At 42.9% G+C, this 22,547-nt stretch carries 20 protein-coding genes and 1 other annotated feature; of the genes, 19 read left to right on the top strand and 1 reads right to left on the bottom strand.

The genetic code is table 11. From position 1 onward, the window contains the following. The first annotated feature begins 115 nt into the window (after positions 1 to 115). The 18 genes from J7I96_RS14640 (at position 116) to yihA (ending at position 20,403) form a co-directional block, all read left to right on the top strand. Complete coding sequence (locus J7I96_RS14640) at positions 116 to 289, top strand: hypothetical protein (protein WP_214925943.1); 174 nt, start codon at positions 116 to 118, stop codon at positions 287 to 289. 42 nt (positions 290 to 331) lie between these two features. Next, positions 332 to 685 carry a YidH family protein gene (locus J7I96_RS14645; protein WP_063594338.1) on the top strand — a complete coding sequence of 118 codons (354 nt, stop codon included), beginning with the start codon at positions 332 to 334 and terminating at the stop codon, positions 683 to 685. A 531-nt stretch (positions 686 to 1,216) separates the two neighbouring features. Beyond that, the gene (locus J7I96_RS14650) at positions 1,217 to 1,492 is read left to right on the top strand and encodes a GNAT family N-acetyltransferase (RefSeq protein WP_214771189.1); all 276 of its coding nucleotides are present in this window, start codon (positions 1,217 to 1,219) and stop codon (positions 1,490 to 1,492) included. A 147-nt stretch (positions 1,493 to 1,639) separates the two neighbouring features. Then, positions 1,640 to 1,882, top strand: a complete 243-nt coding sequence (locus J7I96_RS14655; RefSeq protein ID WP_214925945.1) for a D-alanyl-D-alanine carboxypeptidase family protein — start codon at positions 1,640 to 1,642, stop codon at positions 1,880 to 1,882. Continuing rightward, on the top strand, positions 1,875 to 2,177 hold the full coding sequence (locus J7I96_RS14660) for a M15 family metallopeptidase (protein ID WP_214925947.1): 303 nt from the start codon (positions 1,875 to 1,877) through the stop codon (positions 2,175 to 2,177). Before J7I96_RS14655 ends, J7I96_RS14660 begins: the two co-directional genes overlap by 8 nt. Before the next feature lie 251 nt (positions 2,178 to 2,428). Beyond that, positions 2,429 to 2,687 (top strand) — a binding site (T-box leader). A gap of 117 nt (positions 2,688 to 2,804) precedes the next feature. After that, complete coding sequence (ilvB, locus tag J7I96_RS14665; RefSeq protein WP_214771197.1) at positions 2,805 to 4,520, top strand: acetolactate synthase large subunit; 1,716 nt, start codon at positions 2,805 to 2,807, stop codon at positions 4,518 to 4,520. Positions 4,521 to 4,523: 3 nt separating this feature from the next. Further along, complete coding sequence (ilvN, locus tag J7I96_RS14670) at positions 4,524 to 5,036, top strand: acetolactate synthase small subunit (RefSeq protein WP_214771199.1); 513 nt, start codon at positions 4,524 to 4,526, stop codon at positions 5,034 to 5,036. Between the two features lie 42 nt (positions 5,037 to 5,078). Then, positions 5,079 to 6,107: a ketol-acid reductoisomerase gene (ilvC, locus tag J7I96_RS14675; RefSeq protein ID WP_048688871.1), complete on the top strand. Its 1,029-nt coding sequence runs from the start codon at positions 5,079 to 5,081 to the stop codon at positions 6,105 to 6,107. Further along, the gene (locus J7I96_RS14680) at positions 6,094 to 7,629 is read left to right on the top strand and encodes a 2-isopropylmalate synthase (RefSeq protein WP_214771201.1); all 1,536 of its coding nucleotides are present in this window, start codon (positions 6,094 to 6,096) and stop codon (positions 7,627 to 7,629) included. The genes ilvC and J7I96_RS14680 overlap by 14 nt, the downstream gene beginning before the upstream one ends. A 15-nt stretch (positions 7,630 to 7,644) precedes the next feature. Next, entirely contained in the window at positions 7,645 to 8,757 is a 1,113-nt protein-coding gene (leuB, locus tag J7I96_RS14685) for a 3-isopropylmalate dehydrogenase (RefSeq protein ID WP_214771203.1), read from the top strand. A gap of 71 nt (positions 8,758 to 8,828) precedes the next feature. After that, positions 8,829 to 10,238 (top strand): 3-isopropylmalate dehydratase large subunit, encoded by a 1,410-nt coding sequence (leuC, locus tag J7I96_RS14690; protein WP_214771205.1) that lies wholly within the window; start codon positions 8,829 to 8,831, stop codon positions 10,236 to 10,238. Positions 10,239 to 10,266: 28 nt separating this feature from the next. Continuing rightward, positions 10,267 to 10,866, top strand: coding sequence for a 3-isopropylmalate dehydratase small subunit (gene leuD / locus J7I96_RS14695; RefSeq protein ID WP_034308930.1), 600 nt, complete (start codon positions 10,267 to 10,269; stop codon positions 10,864 to 10,866). 155 nt (positions 10,867 to 11,021) lie between these two features. Then, on the top strand, positions 11,022 to 12,056 hold the full coding sequence (locus tag J7I96_RS14700) for a tetratricopeptide repeat protein (protein WP_214771207.1): 1,035 nt from the start codon (positions 11,022 to 11,024) through the stop codon (positions 12,054 to 12,056). Between the two features lie 184 nt (positions 12,057 to 12,240). After that, complete coding sequence (tig, locus tag J7I96_RS14705) at positions 12,241 to 13,533, top strand: trigger factor (protein ID WP_034308928.1); 1,293 nt, start codon at positions 12,241 to 12,243, stop codon at positions 13,531 to 13,533. Positions 13,534 to 13,963: 430 nt separating this feature from the next. Further along, positions 13,964 to 15,232 (top strand): ATP-dependent protease ATP-binding subunit ClpX, encoded by a 1,269-nt coding sequence (gene clpX, locus J7I96_RS14710; protein ID WP_034308926.1) that lies wholly within the window; start codon positions 13,964 to 13,966, stop codon positions 15,230 to 15,232. 345 nt (positions 15,233 to 15,577) lie between these two features. Next, on the top strand, positions 15,578 to 17,248 hold the full coding sequence (lonB, locus tag J7I96_RS14715; protein WP_214771210.1) for an ATP-dependent protease LonB: 1,671 nt from the start codon (positions 15,578 to 15,580) through the stop codon (positions 17,246 to 17,248). A 255-nt stretch (positions 17,249 to 17,503) separates the two neighbouring features. Next, complete coding sequence (gene lon / locus J7I96_RS14720) at positions 17,504 to 19,825, top strand: endopeptidase La (RefSeq protein WP_214771213.1); 2,322 nt, start codon at positions 17,504 to 17,506, stop codon at positions 19,823 to 19,825. Then, positions 19,822 to 20,403, top strand: coding sequence for a ribosome biogenesis GTP-binding protein YihA/YsxC (yihA, locus tag J7I96_RS14725; RefSeq protein ID WP_034308918.1), 582 nt, complete (start codon positions 19,822 to 19,824; stop codon positions 20,401 to 20,403). The genes lon and yihA overlap by 4 nt, the downstream gene beginning before the upstream one ends. Positions 20,404 to 20,459: 56 nt before the next feature. Here yihA and J7I96_RS14730 read toward each other — a convergent pair whose 3' ends face one another. Further along, complete coding sequence (locus J7I96_RS14730) at positions 20,460 to 20,942, bottom strand: LiaF transmembrane domain-containing protein (RefSeq protein WP_214771216.1); 483 nt, start codon at positions 20,940 to 20,942, stop codon at positions 20,460 to 20,462. 253 nt (positions 20,943 to 21,195) lie between these two features. Here J7I96_RS14730 and hemA point away from each other — a divergent pair, with 253 nt between their 5' ends. Beyond that, positions 21,196 to 22,542, top strand: coding sequence for a glutamyl-tRNA reductase (gene hemA, locus J7I96_RS14735; protein WP_214771360.1), 1,347 nt, complete (start codon positions 21,196 to 21,198; stop codon positions 22,540 to 22,542). Positions 22,543 to 22,547: the final 5 nt, after the last annotated feature.

Here is a 22,547-nt window from a genome sequence, read left to right on the forward strand (position 1 = left end):
TCACTTGTTGTAAGTTTTTAAATGGTTTAAGCTAGTAATGGGGGGGCTATCTATAAAAAGGGGGAAACCCGTGGAGGACCTTCACTAAATAATAAATTAATCTTAGGAGTCGCGAATGAAAAAAATAGGATGGACCATAACGGGGATCGGGGCAATCATGGCGCTGGGGGCCTTGCTTTATCCTTTGAATGTTATTGATAAAACTCTATGTATATATTTATTGTTCGGCGGTGCAGGGCTAATGTTTGTCGGGTCAATGGTCAGGGCCTTTTCGCTCCTGAAAAGATGACTGATTTTACGTTTGATAAAAACGCTCGATTAAGGTGATGACATGGAGAAAAACCAATTGAAATATGCCCAGCAGCACCTGGCTAATGAACGCACCTTCTTGGCGTGGATAAGAACGGTGATTGCAATAGTGGGAGTTGGTTTTCTTGCGACAAGCCTGCATTTTACGATTGGTGTGCATCGGGATGCCCGGATTGACTTGATCAGCATCGTGCTGGGGATGTTTGCGTGTGCATTGGGACTTGTGATTACCGTACTGGCGACAATCGGTTATCTTCAGAAGAAACGGCAAATCAATGAAGGGACGTTCCAGCCTTCAAGTGCTCACGTAATTCTAATCGCTGTTTTTATGGTCATATTGTTATCGATGATCATTTTATATTTTGTTTTCATTTAAAACTGTCCTAACCTGAATAGGGCAGTTTTTTCTGTTTCTGCTATTATATACTTATTCTTACATTGTTACGGAAAGTTTTATTCCATTAGTTCATTGCCATCAAAAAACGAAAGCTTGAAAAACACTGTATTTCAGGTTATGAAAGAATCATTAGACTGTAGACAAATTCGAAGAAAACGAGTTTTCCTGTAATTTTATGGCGGTTACAATTTGGCCGTGGATTTCCGATCCAGGCACTCGCTTTCCACGGACGGCCTGGGTGCGCCTGCGGAGTCTCGCACCTTCTCTACAATCAACTTCGTTATAAAATTCAAGGAATCGATACTAAGGGAGTTAAAGGTATTTTGTCTTTTGCCTTCCTTAAAAAAATATAAACCATCATCGGTTTGTAAATAAACTTCACATGGGTAATGCTAACTTTATAACCCTTGAAAGTACTTGCTTTATTCAATTTCAATCACGTTTTAAATATTTGTTTATTTTCCTTTTTTGTGAGATATGATAAAGAGGAATTAAAAGGAGGTCATCGTGATGGTGGATATCAAAAAAGGTGAAGGTTCTTTTTTTGTCGAAGAATCTGGTGAGAAATTAGCGGAAATTACATTCTTTAAATCAGGTGATGAGGAGATCACGGTCGATCATACCGTTGTTTCTGACAAGCTTCGCGGGCAAAAGGTAGGAAATGCCCTTGTTGAAAAGGTGATAGGATTCGCAAGGGAGGAAAACCTGAAAATTGTTCCGGTATGTTCGTTCGTTCAAAAACAATTTGAAAAAAATGCAGAATACGGGGATGTATTGGCTAAATGAACCGGAGGGCTGACTTAGGGGATGATTAATATCACCTATGTTCAGCCCTTTTTCATTTTTCAGATAATCTTTATACCCCCAATAAAATAATGGTAAAGCCTTTCCTCCTGCAGTTATGTTCGCATTAAATATAGGGGAGGTGCTGGGATGGCCATCAAATTACAAACCCTATTGAATCGCGCAAAGGAAAATATGGGAAGCGGTATGAACCCGGTCGTGAACGAGACGATACTCGAAGTGGTGAAATTAGCTTATGAAGCGGGGATATTTGTTCAAATAACGGCTGGTTATCGAAGTTTCCGAGAACAAAATGAACTGTATGAACGAGGCAGAACGAATAAATCCAAGCCAATCGTGACTTATGCCAGAGGGGGGGCAATCCTTGCATAACTATGGCCTTGCAGTCGATTTTGTCATCGTTAGTGGTGACGGCAGGCGGGCACTGTGGACAGAGGGCGAAAAGTGGACAAGGGTGGCAGCCATCGCAAAATCCCTGGGATTCGTTTGGGGAGGGGATTTTGAATTGTTCCGTGATTTTCCGCACCTTGGAATGTCAGGCGGTTTATCAACGAGAGATCTTCAAAAGGGATGGCGGCCGAATCTTGTACCAAGAGTGGCGTCCTCAATCAGTGAAATGAAGCTGAAAGGGAAAATGGATGATTCTTTTTTAGGAACCCGATACTAGTGACTGCCATCATGTGGATAATGCGTGACAATCATTTAATTGGGATATCCGATGTTTTTAAAAATTAAAAATTGAAAAAACTTATTTTATAAAATGTGGTCATGATAGGTATGTAAGCGGATACAACAAATCTTTCAATTTGGAATTATCAAAAAATTTAAAAAAACCTGTTGACTACTACCTGAAATACACGTAAGATAATCACAAATACAAGACATCAAACATAAGCGTTTCGAAAAATATGAATAATGCGAAAAGCATTGAAGAGGATAAGTAGTCTTTTAAAAAGGCAGTCACAGAGAGCCGGGTAGCTGAGAGCCGGTATTGTCCCGAAAGATGAACTCACCTTGGAGTTTCAGCTTGAACGTCAGACTAGTAGAGCTGAACGGGTGCGTACCAGTACCCGTTACCAAAACAGAGAATAGTGTAGTCTATTCAAAGTGCGCATGGAGTTTCATGCGAAAAAGGGTGGTACCGTGGAGTGGCTCATCAAGCCTTTTCACCCCTTTAACTTGCCGAGTGCAAGTACATTTGGGGTGAAAAGGCTTTTTTGTATGCTCAAAAGGCTGAAAATTCTGAATTTTGAGAAAACATTCAATTAGGAAAGCGAAGGAGGTTTTTTACAAAATGACACAAAAGTCAGTTGTTGCTGATCGGAAAAGTGGAAAGACACATTATAGTGGTGCCGAATTTCTGCTGGAAGCATTGAAAAAGGAAAATGTTGAAGTCATCTTTGGTTATCCAGGAGGTTCTGTATTGCCGATTTATGACAAGCTTTACAGTTCAGAACTTTTTCATATTTTGACAAGGCACGAACAAGGTGCGATTCATGCAGCGGAAGGATACGCCAGGATTACCGGCAAGCCGGGGGTGGTCATCGTCACATCCGGTCCAGGGGCAACGAACATCGTCACTGGTTTGGCAGATGCAATGATCGACTCTTTACCGCTAGTTGTAATTTCGGGTCAGGTAGCTACCAGTGTAATCGGCTCGGATGCTTTCCAGGAAGCGGATGTACTGGGGATTACTACCCCGATCACAAAACATAACTATCAGGTAAGGAAGCCGGAAGACCTTCCGCGCATCATAAAAGAAGCGTTTTATATCGCTTCCAGCGGCCGACCCGGTCCAGTATTGATCGATATACCTAAGGACATGGCCATTTTGGAAGGTGTATCGACGGATGAGGAGCCAGAAATGAATCTCCCCGGCTATCAGCCGACGACCAAGCCGAATTACTTGCAGATCAGAAAGCTTGTTGAAGCCGTAAGCGGGGCGAAAAGACCGGTCATTCTTGCAGGGGCAGGTGTCCTGCATGCAAAGGCCTCCCATCTATTAAAGGAATATGTCGAGCAGCAAGGCATTCCTGTCGTCCACACTTTACTGGGTCTTGGGGGCTTTCCGGCGGAACATCCACTCTTTATCGGAATGGGTGGTATGCATGGCTGCTATGCAGCAAACATGGCATTAGCGAAATGTGATCTATTAATCAATATCGGTGCAAGGTTCGATGATCGATTGACTGGAAATCTAGCGAAATTCGCACAGCACGCAACGGTTGCCCATATCGATATTGATCCAGCGGAAATCGGTAAGAATGTGCCGACAAAAATTCCAGTCGTCGGAAGTGCCAAAGAAGCACTCTCGGAATTGATTGTGCAAAATGGCAAGAAGCCGGAAATTGATGAATGGACAACACAGCTTACTGCATGGAATGAAGAGTTCCCATTGCGTTATACCCATGAAGAAGGCGTATTGAAACCTCAGCGGGTCATCCAGATGCTTCATGAAAAAACGAATGGGGAGGCCATTGTTACGACGGATGTTGGACAGCATCAAATGTGGGCAGCACAATACTATCCATTTAACAAACCGGATTCATGGGTCACTTCCGGTGGATTGGGGACGATGGGCTTTGGCTTACCTTCGGCTCTCGGAGCGCAGCTGGCGAATCCGAAAGCGACGGTGCTTTCCATATCGGGGGATGGTGGATTCCAGATGTGCCTGCAGGAGCTCTCGGTCATTGCCGAAATGAATCTGCCAATCAAAATCATCATCGTCAATAACGGTGCACTAGGGATGGTAAGACAGTGGCAGGAACTCTTTCATGATAACCGTTTCTCACACAGTATTTTTCAATCGCATCCGGACTTCGTGAAATTGGCCGATGCTTATGGAATTCCGGGATACAAGGTGACGACGGAGGAAGAAGCAAGCAACTGTCTGGATGTAGCGTTAAAGACTGATGGTCCAGTGTTGATTGATTTCCGGGTAAAACAAAACGAAAATGTATTTCCGATGGTAGCACAAGGAAAAGGGCTAGATGAAATGGAAGGAGTTTAATCAATGAAGGGAATTCTTAGCCTCACCGTGAACAACCGGCCAGGCGTCCTTAATCGGATTACGAACCTGTTCACGAAAAGAAATTATAACATTGAAGGCATGACTGTCGGACCTTCCGAACAGGATGGCATTTCAAGGATGACCTTTGTGGTCGATGTCGATGACGAAGCTGTCATTGAACAGATCACCAAGCAGCTGAATAAGCAGATTGATGTTTTGAAAGTATATGATATTACGAATCAATCGATTGTGGCGAGGGAACTTGCACTCATCAAAATATTGGTGACTACACAAACCCGAGCCGAGATTTATTCAGTCATCGAACCCTTCCGAGCTTCAGTTATTGATGTCAGTAAAGATAGCGTGACCGTCCAAATCACAGGGGAATCGGATAAAATCGAAGCCTTCATTGAACTGATCAAGCCATATGGCATCAAGGAATTGGCAAGGACAGGGACTGCCGCCATCCCGCGTGGAATGCAAATTGCACACGCAAAGAGTGCGACAATCGTATAAAACAAAAACAAAAACAATGATGAAAAGGGAGATGTAATTATTATGGCAAAAGTATATTATAACGCAGAAGCAAACGAGAATTTCTTCAACAATAAGAAGGTAGCAGTCATCGGATATGGTTCCCAAGGACACGCACACGCTCAAAACCTACGTGATAGCGGTGTAGATGTAATCATCGGAATCAGAAAAGGTAAATCCTTCGATAAAGCGGTGGAAGACGGATTTAATGTTTACACAGTGAAGGAAGCAGCTGAACAGGCAGACGTGATCATGAACCTATTACCGGATGAAACTCAGCCGAAAGTATATCAAGAAGAAATCAAACCGGTATTGCGTGCAGGTCAAGCGTTAATGTTCGCACACGGATTCAACGTCCATTTCAATCAAATCGTTCCTCCGGCAGATGTAGATGTTTTATTAGTCGCTCCAAAAGGTCCGGGACATCTTGTTCGCCGTACATATGAACAAGGGGCAGGGGTGCCGGCATTGTTCGCCATCTATCAAAATGTTACGGGTGAAGCAAGAGAATTGGCACTTGCGTACGCTCGGGGAATCGGTTCTTTAAGGGCTGGCGGTTTGGAAACCACTTTCCAGGAAGAAACGGAAACGGATCTATTTGGAGAGCAAGCTGTACTTTGCGGCGGATTGACTGCCCTTGTGAAAGCTGGATTCGAAACCTTGACAGAAGCTGGATATCAACCGGAAGTAGCATATTTCGAGTGTTTGCATGAACTTAAATTAATCATCGACCTTATGTATGAAGGCGGTATGGAAAACATGCGCTATTCCATTTCTGACACAGCTCAATGGGGAGATTTCGTTTCTGGACCACGCGTTGTGACGGAAACTACGAAAGAAGCAATGAAAGCGATCTTGAAAGACATCCAAGACGGTGAGTTCGCTAAAGGATGGATCTTGGAAAACCAAGCGAATCGTCCGGTCTTCAATGCGATCAATAATCGTGAAAACCAGCATCAAATCGAAGTGGTTGGCCGTGAATTAAGAAAAATGATGCCATTCGTGAAACCTCAACAAAAAGAGAAAGAAGTGGTAGCCGTTGCGAAAAATTAATATATTCGAAACCACACTTCGAGATGGGGAGCAATCCGCTGGTGTAAATTTGAATTTTACCGAAAAACTTGAAATCGCTTATCAGCTTGAAAGATTGGGTGTTGATATAATCGAAGCCGGTTTTCCGGCAGCATCCAAAGGGGATTTCAACTCCGTACAGGAAATCGCGCGCAAAATCAAAAACAGCTCTGTCACAGGGCTGGCGCGTGCTGTACAAGGAGATATCGATGCGGCTTGGGATTCATTAAGGGGCGGCGCAGAACCAAGATTGCATACGTTCATCGCCACTTCGCCCATTCATCGTGAATATAAGTTGAAAATGTCAAAGCAGCAAGTGATTGAAAGGTCGGTTGAAATGGTTAAGTACGGAGCAGCGCGTTTTCCGATCGTACAATGGTCTGCAGAAGATGCAAGCCGTACGGAACTTGACTATTTGGCTGAAATCGTTGAAGCGGTCATTCAAGCTGGTGCCAAGGTCATTAACATTCCGGATACTGTAGGGTATGCAGCTCCAATCGAGTACGGGAACATTTTCAGGTACCTTCGTGAGCATGTTCCTTCTATTGATAAAGTTAGTTTATCCGCACACTGCCATGACGATCTTGGAATGGCGACGGCCAATTCATTGGCGGCCATCGAAGGCGGGGCTACGCAAGTCGAAGGAACAATCAACGGAATTGGTGAACGTGCCGGTAACGTGGCACTTGAAGAAGTGGCCATGGCACTCTACATCCGTAAAGATTTCTATCAAGCGGAAACGGGTCTTGTATTGAATGAAATTAAAAGGACCAGTGATTTGGTCAGCCGCCTTACGGGAATGCAGGTTCCTGCTAATAAAGCCATTATTGGTGCCAATGCTTACGCACATGAATCAGGCATTCACCAGGATGGCGTGTTAAAAGAAAAAACGACATATGAAATCATATCACCTGAACTCGTCGGGGTTTCGTCCAATTCACTCGTTTTAGGAAAGCATTCAGGACGCCATGCTTTCAAAGAAAGATTACAAGAGTTGAATTTTACGGTAACGGATGAGGAAATGAACTCATTATTCGTCCAATTCAAGGAATTGGCCGATAATAAAAAGACCATGACGGATGAAGATATCGTTGCACTGGTGCTTGAAGAGAAAGCGACGGATATCAGTTTCTATGACATGATTTCCTTGCAGATTTCCCATGGTACCCATCAGACGGCGACTGCGACGGTCACGCTGAAAAAAGGCGATAATGAAGAGATTCAGGAAGCGGCTACAGGTGCAGGAAGTGTAGAAGCCCTATATAACACGCTTGAGAGATGTTTGGGCAAAGAGATCAACTTGCTGGACTATCGAATTCAATCGGTGGGTGGCGGAATGGATGCACTCGCACAGGTTTTTGTGAAAATTGATTATAACGGTGTGGAAACAAGCGGCAGGGGTCTTGATCAGGACGTCTTGGAAGCATCCGCCAAAGCGTATTTGAACGCTGTGAACCGTGTGATCATCATGAAGGAACTGGAAGAAAAAGCAGTATTACAATAGGAAGGGGAGATTTCGATGAAAAGGAATATTGCGGTGCTTCAAGGAGATGGCATCGGGAAAGAAGTAACAAGAGGCGCTGTAGAAATCCTCGAAGCCGTTGCCCAAAGATATGGACACGATTTTGAATTTCAATATGGTGAGATTGGCGGAGGGGCCATCGATAGCACAGGTTCACCCCTGCCGGATGAAACAGTGGAGATTTGTAAAAACAGCGATGCGGTATTATTAGGGGCCGTTGGAGGACCTAAGTGGGATGACCAGCCTGCGCACCTAAGACCGGAACGAGGTTTGTTGAAAATCCGAAAAGATTTGAACCTTTATGCTAACATCCGTCCAATCAGCTATTATTCCAGCTTGTCGGAATCTTCTCCTCTTAAGAAGGAATTCATTGAAGATGTGGATTTCGTGATTGTCAGGGAACTAACTGGCGGCCTTTATTTCGGAAAGCCAAGTGAGCGCGTTGAAAAAGAAGGGAAAGAAGCGGTCGTCGATACACTTTTCTATCAGAAAAGCGAAATGAAGCGCATCATCGAACTTGCTTTTTCATTAGCATCGGAGCGCAAGAAAAAAGTAACTTCCGTGGATAAAGCGAATGTTCTTGAATCCAGCAGGATGTGGCGTGAGACGGCTGAAGAAATTGCCAAGGACTATCCGGATGTAATCCTTGAACATATGCTTGTTGATAATGCAGCCATGCAATTGATCAAAAACCCGAAACAATTTGATATTATCGTGACGGAGAATATGTTCGGTGATATTTTAAGCGATGAAGCGTCGGTATTGACTGGCTCGCTTGGAATGCTTCCTTCCGCCTCCATTTCAACTAATGGTCCTAATCTATATGAACCGATTCATGGCTCTGCCCCGGATATCGCAGGCAAAAACCTGGCTAATCCGATTGGGACGATTTTATCGGCGGCTTCCATGCTGCGTCTATCCTTTGGGATGGAAGATGAGGCGAAAGCAGTTGAGCAGGCGGTGGAAACGGTCCTTGAATATGGCTTGAGAACAGGCGATATCGCAAATGGCCAAGCGACAATTACCTCTACCTCAGAGATGATTGCAGAAATAAAAGCAAATCTTTTAGACCAGGAAGCCATTTCCAACATCATGGGAGCTTACGCATAAACTTCTTTCACGGCCTAACTTTAGGCCGTGTTTTTTAAAAAAAATACAAGATTGATCGAGGTGGGATAGTGATGGGTAAGTCGATAATAGAGAAAATATGGGATCGCCATATTGTAAATGAAGAGGAGAATAAACCGGATTTAATTTATATAGACCTTCAATATATTCATGAAGTGACCTCACCGCAAGCATTTGAAGGATTGAGATTGAAAGGACGCAAAGTCAGGAGACCAGATCGTACTTTCGCGACAATGGATCATAATGTGCCAACCGTTAATCGCTATTTCATCGAGGATGATATTGCAAGGAAACAACTAGAGGCGCTTGAGCAAAACTGTAAGGAGTTCGGTATCCGCCTTGCTGATTTAGACAGTCCTGATCAAGGTATCGTTCACGTTATCGGGCCTGAATTAGGACTTACACAGCCAGGGATGACGATTGTCTGCGGAGACAGTCATACTTCCACGCATGGTGCGTTTGGCTCGATTGCATTTGGAATCGGTACGAGCGAGGTCGAGCATGTTTTGGCCACACAAACCCTATGGCAAACAAAACCCAAAACATTGAAGCTTGAGGTTAATGGCAAGCTTGGTCATGGCGTGATGGCGAAAGATGTCATTTTATATGTGATTTCCAAATTCGGCGTCGATTTCGGTACGGGACATATCATTGAGTATTGCGGGGAAGTTTTCCGGGATATGTCAATGGAAGAAAGAATGACGGTCTGCAATATGTCGATTGAAGGCGGGGCAAGAGCAGGGCTTGTAGCTCCTGATGAAACAACGTTCTCTTATTTGAAAGGCCGTAAATATTTGCCGAAAGGAGAAGAGTTCGAGCGATGTGTTCAGGACTGGAAGTCACTTTCCAGTGATGAGGATGCTGTTTATGACCAAGAAATCATTCTTGATGGCAGCCTGATTTCACCAATGGTCAGCTGGGGGACAAATCCTGGAATGGCTAGTGGAGTGGACGGAAAAGTACCTACCCTAGCAGAGGATATCATGGATCCTAAGGAACTGAATCGAGCCATTGAGTATATGGGCCTTGAGGAAGGGATGCCGATTACGGAAATTCCCGTACAACATGTATTCATAGGATCGTGTACCAATTCACGCATTGAGGACTTACGGCAAGCCGCAGGAATGATCGATGGCCAAACTGTTCAAAAAGGGGTTCGGGCGATGGTCGTTCCCGGTTCACAAAGCGTCAAAAGGCAAGCGGAGGATGAAGGGTTGGATGAAATTTTCAAATCTGCAGGCTTCGAATGGCGCGAGTCGGGCTGCAGCATGTGCCTGAGCATGAACCCTGACGTGGTTCCGGCCGGCGAGCATTGTGCCTCCACAAGCAATCGGAACTTCGAAGGCAGGCAAGGAGCTGGAGCAAGAACACACCTGGTTAGTCCGGCCATGGCTGCCGCGGCCGCCATTCATGGGAAATTTGTCGATATTAGGAATTTGAAAAGAACTGAACAAGTCCAATAAGAATATGAATTAACCGGAGGTGCAGAAAATGGAACCCATTACTATATATAAAGGAAGAGCTGCGGCACTTGACCGTAAAAACGTGGATACGGACCAAATCATTCCAAAGCAATTTTTAAAAAGGATTGAGCGAAGCGGATTTGGTGAATTTTTATTCTATAACTGGCGTTTTGATGAAACTGGAAAGAAACGTCCTGATTTTGAATTGAATCAGCCCCATAATCAAAACACGTCCATATTAATAGCAGGTGAAAATTTTGGCTGCGGCTCGTCCCGTGAGCATGCCCCTTGGTCTTTGAAAGACTACGGGTTCGATATCATCATCGCTCCGTCTTATGCTGATATCTTTAAAAGTAATTGCATGAAAAATGGCATGGTCCCCATCGCTTTGACCCAGACTGAAGTAAACTATTTAATGGAGAGAGTGTCGGCACCTGATTATGAGCTGACTATCGACCTTCCCAATCAGACATTGAAAGATGGTCAAGGGTTTGAAACGAGCTTTGAAATTCATCCATATTGGAAGGAAATGCTCGTCAAAGGCTGGGATGAAATTTCGATAACGCTTCAATATGATAAAGAGATTTCTGCCTATGAATCTCAAAAAAAGGCTGTATCGAGTATTTAATAGAAAAAAGTCATTTCCCGTTCTCCTTTCTTATTTGAAAGGATGCGGGATTTTTTTTATCGGGGAAGAAAGAATCCGCCCGAATAAATTTTGTGTTTCCAGCTATTACATGCTAAACTGTTTCTCAAAAAGCGAACGGTGAGGCGGAAAATAGGATGGATGATGAGAACAACCAAAAGAAGGCCGGAGAAACAAAGATTATCGCCTTTCCGAATCTCGGTGAGAGGCTGATTGTAAGAGGACTGGATGAGCTTGGCGACAGGAACTTTAAAGCGGCTGCACAGCTTTTCAGCCAAGCCAGGGAGTATGAGCCCGAAAATGATGAAGTTTGCATGGGACTGGTGGTCTCACTAGTTGAACTTGAGTATTACCAGGAGGCAAAAGAGTTGTGTATAGAGATGCTGAATAAAGGCATCGGCGACTATTTTCAACTGATCAATATTTATTTGATGGTACTGCTGCAAATAGGCGAGCACCAGGAAATGGTCACGACGATCGAACTGCTATTTGAAGAAAACCAAATTCCCTTTGATAAAGAGGAACATTTCGAAAAGATGCTTCAGTTCAGTAAAAGGGCCCTTGAGGATAAAAAGGAAGAGAAAGAAAGGCAAGATCAACAGCTTTCAGAGGAAATGCAGGAGGATGAACTTTTTGAAGGGAAAACGGATAATGAAATGCTTATGGTCATTTCAAAACTCACGAATATCAATATTCGACCATTTAGCCCTCAAATCGAAGAATTTCTACAAAAAGATGAGGGACATCCTTTCTTCAAAACGATGCTCCTTAACATCCTTATCGACCAGGAGTATAACGAGGAAATGACGGTGAGGAAATTCAATCAATCGAAGTCGGTCATCCCAAGGGAATTGAAAAGTTTGAAGGAGACGGACTTCTATAAGAGGGTGACCGGACTGGCCGAAGAGGAAATCAGTCAGGATAATCCGAGCTTATATGAAATGGTCCATAGTTTGATTGAACGTCATTCTTTTTTATTGTTTCCTTTTGAACCAGGGCCTGAAAGCTTGCCTGCATGGGCAGCTGCCTACCATGCCTTGGCGGAAGAGTACATGACCGGGGAGGTTTCCGTAAGGGACTTAGCGGATCTTTACCAGGCGGATGAGGAAAGCGTTGCGGATATTCTTTCCTATATAAAAGAAATTGAAGAAATTTCTTATCCTATTATTTAAGCTATTGCTGTTGTAACAGATTAATCCTGTGGTATAATGTAGTGGTTGTAATGTATAATTCGTCTAATTTTGACGATTTCCCCATTATTTTGGGGGTATATTTGAAGGATGACTTGTTAACACTTGCAAAGCATAATCATCCAATGCTTATTATTGAAGTATATAGATTTTTGGAGGGAAACACATGTCTGTAAAATGGGAAAAACAAGAAGGTAATCAAGGCGTACTAACAATTGAAGTTGACGCTGCAAAAGTAAACGAAGGTTTAGACGCAGCTTTCAAAAAAGTAGTGAAACAAGTAAATGTACCTGGCTTCCGTAAAGGTAAAATGCCACGTCAAATGTTCGAAAAAAAATTCGGCGTAGAATCACTTTACCAAGATGCGCTTGATATCATTCTTCCAGATGCTTACGCAAATGCTGTCGAAGAAGCTGGAATTCAGCCTGTAGATCGTCCGGAAATCGACATCGAGAAAATGGAAAAAGGCGAAAACCTGATCTTCACTGCAACTGTAACAGTTAAGCCCGAAGTTAAATTGGGAGATTACAAAGGTGTTGAAGTTGAAAAATTCAATACTGAAGTAACTGACGAAGATGTTGAAAACGAATTGAAAACTTTACAAGAGCGTCAAGCTGAACTTGTCGTTAAAGAAGAAGGACAAGTCGCTGAAGGCGATACGGTTGTTCTTGACTTTGAAGGATTCGTTGACGGTGAAGCATTCGAAGGCGGAGCTTCAGAAAACCATTCATTGGAAATCGGTTCAAACTCTTTCATTCCAGGATTCGAAGAGCAGCTTGTAGGTCTAGAAACTGGCGCTGAAAAAGATATCGAAGTTACATTCCCTGAAGAATACCATGCTGCTGAACTTGCAGGTAAACCAGCAGTATTCAAAGTGAAAATTCACGAAATCAAAACTAAACAACTTCCTGAGTTGGATGATGAGTTCGCGAAAGATGTCGACGACGAAGTGGAAACTTTGGCTGAACTTAAAGAGAAAACAAAACATAAATTAGAGCATGACAAAAAACATGAAGAAGAAAACTTCATCCAAAACACTGTAATTGGTAAAGCTGTTGAAGGTGCAGAAATCGACGTTCCTGAAGCAATGATTTCAAACGAAGTTGACCGCATGATGAATGAGTTCTCTCAACGCATCCAATCTCAAGGTCTTAATTTGGAACTTTACTACCAATTCTCTGGTCAAGACGAAGAAGCTTTAAAAGCGCAAATGAAAGAAGAAGCTGAAGGACAAGTTCGTACGAGCCTAACTCTTGAAGCAATCGCAGAAGTTGAAAAACTTGAAGCGACTGACGAAGATGTAGAAGCTGAACTTGCACAAATGGCTACTATGTACAATATGGAAGTTGACGCGATCAAACAAGCTCTTGGAAACTTGGAAGGAATCAAAGGCGATCTTAAAATTAAGAAAGCAATTGACTTCTTGGTAGAAAACAGCAAAACAGTTGACGCAAAATAATTTTTATAAATAAGTAGATTTAAATATTTCCTTAAAAAAACAAGGCGCGAGTAATCGTGCCTTGTTTTATACATATTGAGAATTAGTGTAAATTTTAAATATCGGTTATTTCCTGATTGATTTTTTTTGGATTTCGGTGTAGATTAGTTCTAATACCGCATATACATATTTATACAGCAAATCCTGCTTTTAAAAATCCGGAGTTTTGGGCATGCTGGTAAAGGGCAAATACATATTGATTGATTATTGTACTTTTTTAACAACTCGGACCGTGAGCATTTTTGTTACTAAACTTCCAAGAACATGATAAAATGCAAAACATACTAGGGAATTTGGAATGTTTAAGCAGATGTGTACCTAGTTTTTTTTCTTTACGATTAGGTACCGCTATGTAATAGAGTTGGAAGAGTATTTAAAGGGGTGAACGTACATGTTTAAATTTAATGATGAAAAAGGACAGTTAAAATGTTCTTTTTGCGGTAAAACACAAGAACAAGTCCGTAAACTGGTTGCTGGTCCAGGTGTCTATATTTGTGACGAGTGTATAGAACTTTGTACGGAGATTGTCGAGGAAGAGCTGGGAACTGATGAAGAAGTAGAATTCAGAGATGTTCCTAAACCTATGGAAATCCGTGAAATTCTTGACGAATATGTAATTGGACAAGAACAGGCAAAGAAATCTTTGGCTGTAGCTGTTTATAACCATTATAAACGTATCAATTCCAATAGCAAAGTCGACGATGTTGAGCTTTCCAAAAGTAACATCGCCCTAATCGGACCGACGGGAAGCGGGAAAACCCTTCTTGCGCAAACATTGGCACGTTTACTGAATGTTCCTTTTGCCATTGCCGATGCCACTTCCTTGACGGAAGCTGGATATGTTGGGGAAGATGTTGAAAACATCCTTCTCAAATTAATCCAAGCAGCCGATTATGATGTGGAAAAAGCGGAAAAAGGCATCATTTATATTGATGAAATCGATAAAGTTGCCCGTAAATCGGAAAATCCTTCCATTACACGTGACGTGTCTGGTGAAGGTGTGCAACAAGCTTTATTGAAAATTCTTGAAGGAACGGTTGCAAGCGTTCCGCCTCAAGGTGGACGTAAACATCCACATCAGGAATTCATCCAAATCGATACGACCAATATTTTGTTCATCTGCGGCGGTGCCTTTGATGGCATCGAACCGATCATCAAACGCCGTCTTGGTCAAAAAGTCATTGGATTTGGCTCTGACGTGAAAAAGGATGATATTGCAGAAAAAGAATTGCTTTCCAAAGTCCTTCCTGAAGACTTGCTTCGTTTCGGATTAATTCCGGAATTCATCGGACGTCTTCCGGTAATTGCGACTCTTGAGCAATTGGATGAAGCTGCTTTGATTGAAATCCTTACACAGCCGAAAAATGCCCTTGTTAAACAATATCAAAAATTACTTGAGCTTGACGATGTTGAATTGGAATTCGAACAGGAAGCGCTAAGTGAAATTGCTAAAAAGGCAATTGAACGCAAAACTGGTGCACGTGGTCTGCGCTCCATCATCGAAGGCATCATCCTTGAAGTGATGTTCGATCTGCCTTCACGTGATGATGTTGCAAAATGTGTAATCACAGGCAGCACGATTTCGAAAAATGAATCTCCAAAGCTCGTCCTTAAAGACGGTACAACCATCAAAGGACAAGAAAAGAAAACATCCGCTTGATTTATTAGGAAAAGAAAGACTGCCAGTTAATGCTGGCAGTCTTTTTGTTTTTAGACCAAAGTTGATTGTAATGGAAGGTATGGGACTCCTGCGGAAAGTGAGTGCCTGTAGTGGAAATCAACGTTAAAACCTCAAAACAGTAGGTAAAACCAGTTAATATCGATTTGTTTACAGTCAGAGACTGCCAGTTCACCCGGGCAGTTTTTTTCATTTCCCTTTTTTCTAATTGTTGTTATTTAGGATAAAAACGCCAAAATTTTCAACACGAATTTCTTGGATAATATCGCCCTTCCAAAGGAGATACTAACAGAAATGACAAACTTGGAGAGTGCAGGAGGGAATACGATGAATTGGACAGGATTGGCGTTATTTATCCAGCTGTTTTTTGGGATTATTATTGGATTGTATTTTTTGAACTTATTGAAAGGCCAGCGGACACAAAAGGTTTCCATTGACCGTGATTCACGTAAGGAGATGGACCAATTACGGAAGATGAGATCGATTTCGTTAACAGAACCATTGGCAGAAAAAGTTAGACCAAGTACATTTAATGAAATCATCGGTCAAGAAGATGGGATTAAATCTTTAAAAGCTGCTTTATGTGGGCCGAATCCCCAGCATGTGATAATTTACGGTCCTCCTGGGGTGGGAAAAACGGCAGCTGCCAGACTTGTTTTGGAAGAGGCGAAGAAAAATGGCAAGTCCCCTTTTAAGAATTCGGCCGTTTTTGTTGAACTGGACGCCACCACAGCCAGATTCGATGAACGAGGGATTGCCGATCCGCTCATCGGTTCTGTGCACGACCCAATCTACCAAGGAGCCGGGGCAATGGGACAGGCAGGCATTCCGCAGCCAAAGCAGGGTGCAGTCAGCAATGCACATGGAGGCGTACTGTTCATAGATGAAATAGGGGAACTCCATCCGATACAGATGAATAAACTTTTAAAGGTATTGGAAGATCGTAAGGTATTTCTGGAAAGTGCCTATTATCAAGAGGAAAATCAAAATATTCCCACACACATCCATGATATTTTTAAAAATGGACTGCCGGCTGACTTTAGGTTGATTGGAGCTACAACAAGAACGCCAAATGAAATCGCGCCTGCGATACGTTCAAGATGCATAGAAGTGTTTTTCCGTGAACTGGACCGGGAAGAAATAATCGCCGTGGCCAAGAATGCCTCGGATAAAGTAGGGATCACCATCAGTGATAAAGGCTTGCAATCGATATCGGATTATGCCCGAAATGGCAGGGAAGCTGTCAACATGATTCAGACTCTTGCAGGAATCTCAATTAATGAAAACAGGACTTTCATCAGGGAAGAAGATATAGATTGGATGGCCCATAGCAGCCAGCTGACTCAAAGAATGGACAGGAAAATAGAATCGAATTCCAAAATAGGCCTTGTCAACGGTCTTGCAGTATATGGTCCAAACAGCGGGGCATTGCTGGAAATCGAGGTTACGGTCATGGCTGCCTCTGATGAAAAAGGTTCGATAAACATTACCGGTATCGTTGAGGAAGAAAGTATCGGCGGCGGGAGTGGCAAATCGGTTCGACGCAAGAGCATGGCGAAAGGTTCGATTGAAAATGTCATTACGGTATTACGTTCGATGGGAGTGCCTGCCAACCAATTCGATATCCATGTGAACTTTCCGGGCGGAAGTCCAGTGGATGGCCCTTCTGCAGGTATTGCAATGGCCACAGGCATATACTCGGCCATATATAAAATCCCTGTTGACCACACTGTGGCGATGACTGGGGAAATAAGCATCCATGCCGGCGTTAAACCGATCGGCGGTGTCATTCCGAAAATTAAGGCAGCCAAACTTGCCGGGGCAAAAAAGGTAATCATCCCAGCCGAAAACATGCAGCCGCTTCTATCAGAAATCAAGGATATAGAAATCATTCCTGTTTCGAATGTGAAAGAAGTGCTCGATCAGGCACTGAAGAAAGAATTGATGTCGGAACAAATCCTCACAACCTTGGACCTATCAAAAAAAGAAAGTGTATAAAGGATATGCCCCGGCTAAAAATAGAACCGGGGCATTTTAAGGACCATACTGGCGTTCCCGGCAAGCCTGCCGTAAAAAATAAACACGCATTCAGGCGTGCTTTTTTATCTAATATTGGAGATAATAATAGCAGTCGAAACGTGTTAAGGTAAACGAATAGACACTTCTATATAAATAGGATAGAATTGTTAAAAGGTTGAGAACATGGGTAAATAGTTTACAACGACGATACTAATTAGATGGAGGTGTCAGGAAATGACTGATAAAGAAATCATCGTCCCCCTCCTGCCGCTTAGAGGACTGCTTGTATATCCAACGATGGTGCTTCATTTAGATGTAGGCCGAGATAAATCGGTACAAGCCCTTGAGAAAGCAATGGTGGAAGACCATCTTATATTTTTGACGACACAACAAGATGTTTCGTTGGACGAACCAGGTGAAGAAGATTTATTTACAATGGGAACTTTAACAAAGGTAAAACAGATGTTGAAGCTTCCTAATGGTACAATCCGGGTGTTGGTGGAAGGGTTGAACCGCGCAGAAGTCATGGAATTTTACGATTATGAGACACATTATGGTGCCAAGATTAAAATATATGAAGACAGTGATGAAAAGGATGCTGAACATCAAGCATTAATGCGCACACTACTGGATTATTTTGAACAATACATAAAAATGTCCAAGAAAATAACCGGTGAAACGTTTTCGTCCACTTCGGATATTGAAGAGCCTGGGCGATTAGCGGATATAATCGCTTCCCATTTGCCTTTGAAATTGAAGGAGAAGCAAGAAGTGCTTGAGACCATTGATATGAAAGAGCGTCTTAGCCGTGTAATCGAGATCATCAATAACGAGAAAGAAGTTCTTTTTCTCGAGAAAAAGATTGGCCAGCGTGTTAAACGTTCGATGGAACGAACTCAAAAGGAATATTATTTACGAGAGCAAATGAAAGCGATCCAAAAGGAATTGGGCGATAAAGAAGGAAAAACAGGGGAAATTGAAGTCCTGAACGAAAAGATAGAAGAAGCGGATATGCCTGAGCATATCAAAGAAACGGCATTAAAGGAATTGGACCGTTATGAAAAAGTTCCTTCGAGCTCAGCCGAAAGTTCTGTCATCCGCAATTATATCGAATGGCTTATCTCTCTTCCTTGGACCAAAGCGACCAAAGATGACTTGAATATTCATAAAGCCGAAAAAATCCTGAACCGGGATCACCATGGTTTGGAAAAGGTGAAGGAGCGTGTGCTTGAGTATTTGGCCGTTCAGCAATTGACCAAATCATTGAAGGGACCGATCCTTTGCTTGGTGGGACCGCCAGGAGTCGGGAAAACGAGCTTGGCTAAATCGATCGCTTCATCCCTGAATAGGAATTTCGTCCGTATATCTTTAGGTGGGGTGCGCGATGAATCAGAAATCCGCGGACATCGCCGCACATATGTAGGGGCCATGCCGGGACGGATCATTCAAGGCATGAAAAAAGCTGGAACGATAAATCCGGTCTTTTTACTGGACGAAGTGGATAAGATGTCCAATGACTTTAGGGGAGATCCATCTGCAGCGATGCTTGAGGTGCTCGATCCAGAGCAAAATCATAATTTCAGTGATCATTATATTGAAGAAACCTACGATCTTTCCAAAGTCATGTTTGTCGCAACGGCAAATAATTTGGGATCGATTCCTGGTCCGCTTCGTGATCGTATGGAAATCATTTCGATTGCAGGTTATACTGAGATAGAGAAACTTCATATAGCCAAGGATCACTTGCTGCCAAGACAGCTTGAAAACCATGGTTTATTGAAGACACAATTGCAAGTCCGTGAGGAAGCTCTTACAAAAATCATCCGTTACTATACTCGGGAAGCCGGTGTTCGGAGTCTGGATCGACAGCTTGCAGGCATCTGTCGGAAGACTGCAAAAATCATCGTGTCCGGAGATAAAAAGCGGGTCGTCATTGCTGAAAAGAATGTCGAGGAGTTTTTAGGGAAAACCATGTTCCATTATGGACAGGCGGAGGTCGAGAACCAAGTCGGTGTAGCTAATGGTTTAGCATACACGTCGGTAGGTGGCGATACGCTGCAAATCGAGGTTTCCTTATCACCAGGTAAAGGTAAGCTGATCCTGACAGGAAAGCTTGGCGATGTAATGAAAGAGTCAGCCCAGGCTGCTTTCAGTTTTGTCCGTTCAAAAACCGAGAAACTTCAGATTGATGCGAACTTCCATGAAAAATATGATATTCATATTCATGTCCCCGAAGGTGCGGTTCCAAAAGATGGCCCTTCTGCAGGCATCACGATTGCAACAGCGTTAATATCGGCCCTTACAAATAGGCCGATCAGAAAAGAGGTAGGCATGACAGGCGAAATTACATTACGCGGACGGGTTCTTCCGATCGGCGGGCTTAAAGAAAAATCTTTAGCGGCCCATCGCGCAGGACTTACGAAAATCATCATCCCGCAAAATAACGAAAAGGATATTGATGATATCCCGGAAAGTGTCCGTAAAGCATTAACATTTGTTCCAGTTTCACACGTCGATGAAGTCCTTGAGCATGCATTGGTAGGTGTGAACGAATGAAAGTAACAAGTTCAGATATTGTCATCAGTGCTGTGAAGCCTGAACAATATCCCAATACTCCTATACCGGAATTTGCCTTGGCAGGCCGTTCCAACGTTGGGAAGTCCAGTTTCATCAACAAAATGATCAATCGAAAAAACTTGGCGCGCACATCCTCTAAGCCGGGTAAGACGCAGACCTTGAATTTTTATATCATAAATGAAGCACTCCATTTTGTGGATGTACCGGGTTATGGTTATGCAAAAGTATCAAAGACGGAGCGTGATGCTTGGGGGAAGATGATCGAAACGTACTTCACTTCCCGTGACCAGCTCCGCGCTGCGCTTCTGATCGTCGATTTGCGTCATCCGCCGACAAAGGATGATATCGCAATGTATGAATTCCTGAAGCATTATGACCTGCCCAGGATCGTCATTGCCACCAAAGCGGATAAAATTCCAAAAGGCAAATGGCAGAAACACTTGAAAATCACGCGCCAAACGTTAAATATGGAAAAAGAAGATGAATTGCTTCTATTCTCTGGTGAAACAGGCGAAGGTAAGGAACAAGCATGGGGCGTCCTTAAGAAATATATGTAAAGGAAAAGGGTATTCCGCATCTGGAATACCCTTTTTCATTATGGAATCGAAAATCATCACTTTTTTCGAACCAAAAAATAAATGCCGATCGCCATCAAGGCAAAGGGCCAAAACCTTTCGAAGGTCGCGGTGGTTGTTTCAACAATCCCGAAAGACGTTGTGATTTTATCATAGAATAAGAATGTGATCGAGACGATGAATATGACCACCCCGTGAAACATTCCAGAATTTGTTTTACGTGCCCGGAGAATAAATCCCAGTGAGATGATTAAAATAAAGATACCTATATCATCCGGCCAAATCTCCAGGTTCCCGGCGATGTGGAAGTGAGCCCCGAACCCAAGTAAGATGACGCCTGGCAGGATGGACTCATATTCATTACCGCTATATGCCTGAATCAGGAAGGCGGCACCGACAATACATAATAAAGTGGGCCAGCTGAAAAAGCCCGGAAAGATTTCGATTTGGGAATGTTCAAGAAAAAAATAGAGCCCGAAACCGATTAAAACGATTCCTGGGAAAATACGATGCGTTTTCATTTTATCCTCCTATGCAATTCGATTACTTGAAGTTTTTTGCCATTTTTGATATGGTACTTTTGTACACAATGTCGAAATATGTATGTAACTTTACAAATCCCGCTTAGACACCTTTTGTAGCATTGAGGCGTTTTGGCTGTCTTTTCATGGTAGCATACGTTTTCATAAACTGTTCATATTATTTGCGTGAATCCATTTTAGTACATGGTATAATTAATTTACATGAAAAATTTTGGGGGTGCAAAACAAAAGGATGCATATTCTAGCGGTTGGTATAAATTATAAAACTGCCCCTGTAGAAATTCGGGAAAAACTATCGTTTAACGAAGCCGAACTTGCCGAGGCAATGAAAGCTCTTAAAAATAAAAAAAGCATCTTGGAAAATATTATTATTTCAACATGTAACAGGACGGAAATCTATGCGGTCGGGGACCAGCTTCATACAAGCAGGTATTATATCAAGGAATTTCTTTCGGAATGGTTTAACATCGATAAAGAAGAATTTTCTAAATATCTGTTCATTTATGAAGGCGATGGGGCTGTCGAGCATTTATTTTCAGTTACCTGCGGCTTGAATTCCATGATACTGGGAGAAACTCAGATTTTGGGACAAGTACGTTCAAGCTATTTGTTAGGGCAGAAGGAAGATACGATCGGTACCGTTTTTAACCATCTCTTCAAGCAAGCCCTTACATTAGCTAAAAAAGCTCATTCGGAAACCGAAATCAATACCAATGCCGTTTCCGTCAGCTATGCGGCAGTCGAGCTTGCAAAAAAAATCTTTGGAGGCCTGAACGGCAAGAATGTCTTGATTCTTGGGGCCGGTAAGATGGGTGAGCTGGCCATTCAAAATCTGCATAGCAATGGCGCCGACAGCATTACGGTCATTAACCGCACCTTTCAGAAAGCGGTCGACCTGGCTGAGAGATTCAATGGTACGGCCAAACAGCTGCAAGAGTTGCAATGCGCTTTAGTGGATACCGATATCCTGATTACTTCCACTGGAGCAAAAGATCTTCTTGTAACAAAAGAAATGATGTCATTCGTCAATAAGCTTCGTAAGGGCCGTCCTATTTTCATGGTCGATATCGCAGTGCCGCGTGACCTCGATCCAACATTGGCCGAGCTGGAAAATGTCTTCTTGTATGATATTGACGATCTGGAAGGGATCGTGCAAGCCAATATCGAAGAACGTAAAAAAGCTGCCGAGAAAATAGAAATGATGATCGAATCAGAAATCGTGGACTTCAACCAGTGGATCAATTTACTTGGTGTGGTTCCCGTCATTTCTTCTTTACGGGAAAAATCCCTATCGATACAAAAGGAAACGATGGAAAGCATCGAGAGAAAGCTTCCGCATTTGAGCGAACGTGATAAAAAAGTCTTGAACAAGCATACGAAAAGCATCATCAACCAAATGCTGAAAGATCCGATACTTTATGCAAAAGAGCTGGCAGATGAGCCGAATGCAAAAGAGCAATTAAATAATTTCGTGAAAATCTTCCATTTAGAGGAATTGATTGAAGACCAGCTGGTTGCGGATGAAAAAAAACGGAACAGCTCCAAGTCATCCCTATTGAATCCAGTTCCTGTCCAGTAATGAGG

Origin of the sequence: Bacillus sp. ISL-78, from assembly GCF_018613455.1 — a bacterium.
Lineage (GTDB): Bacteria > Bacillota > Bacilli > Bacillales > DSM-1321 > Peribacillus > Peribacillus frigoritolerans.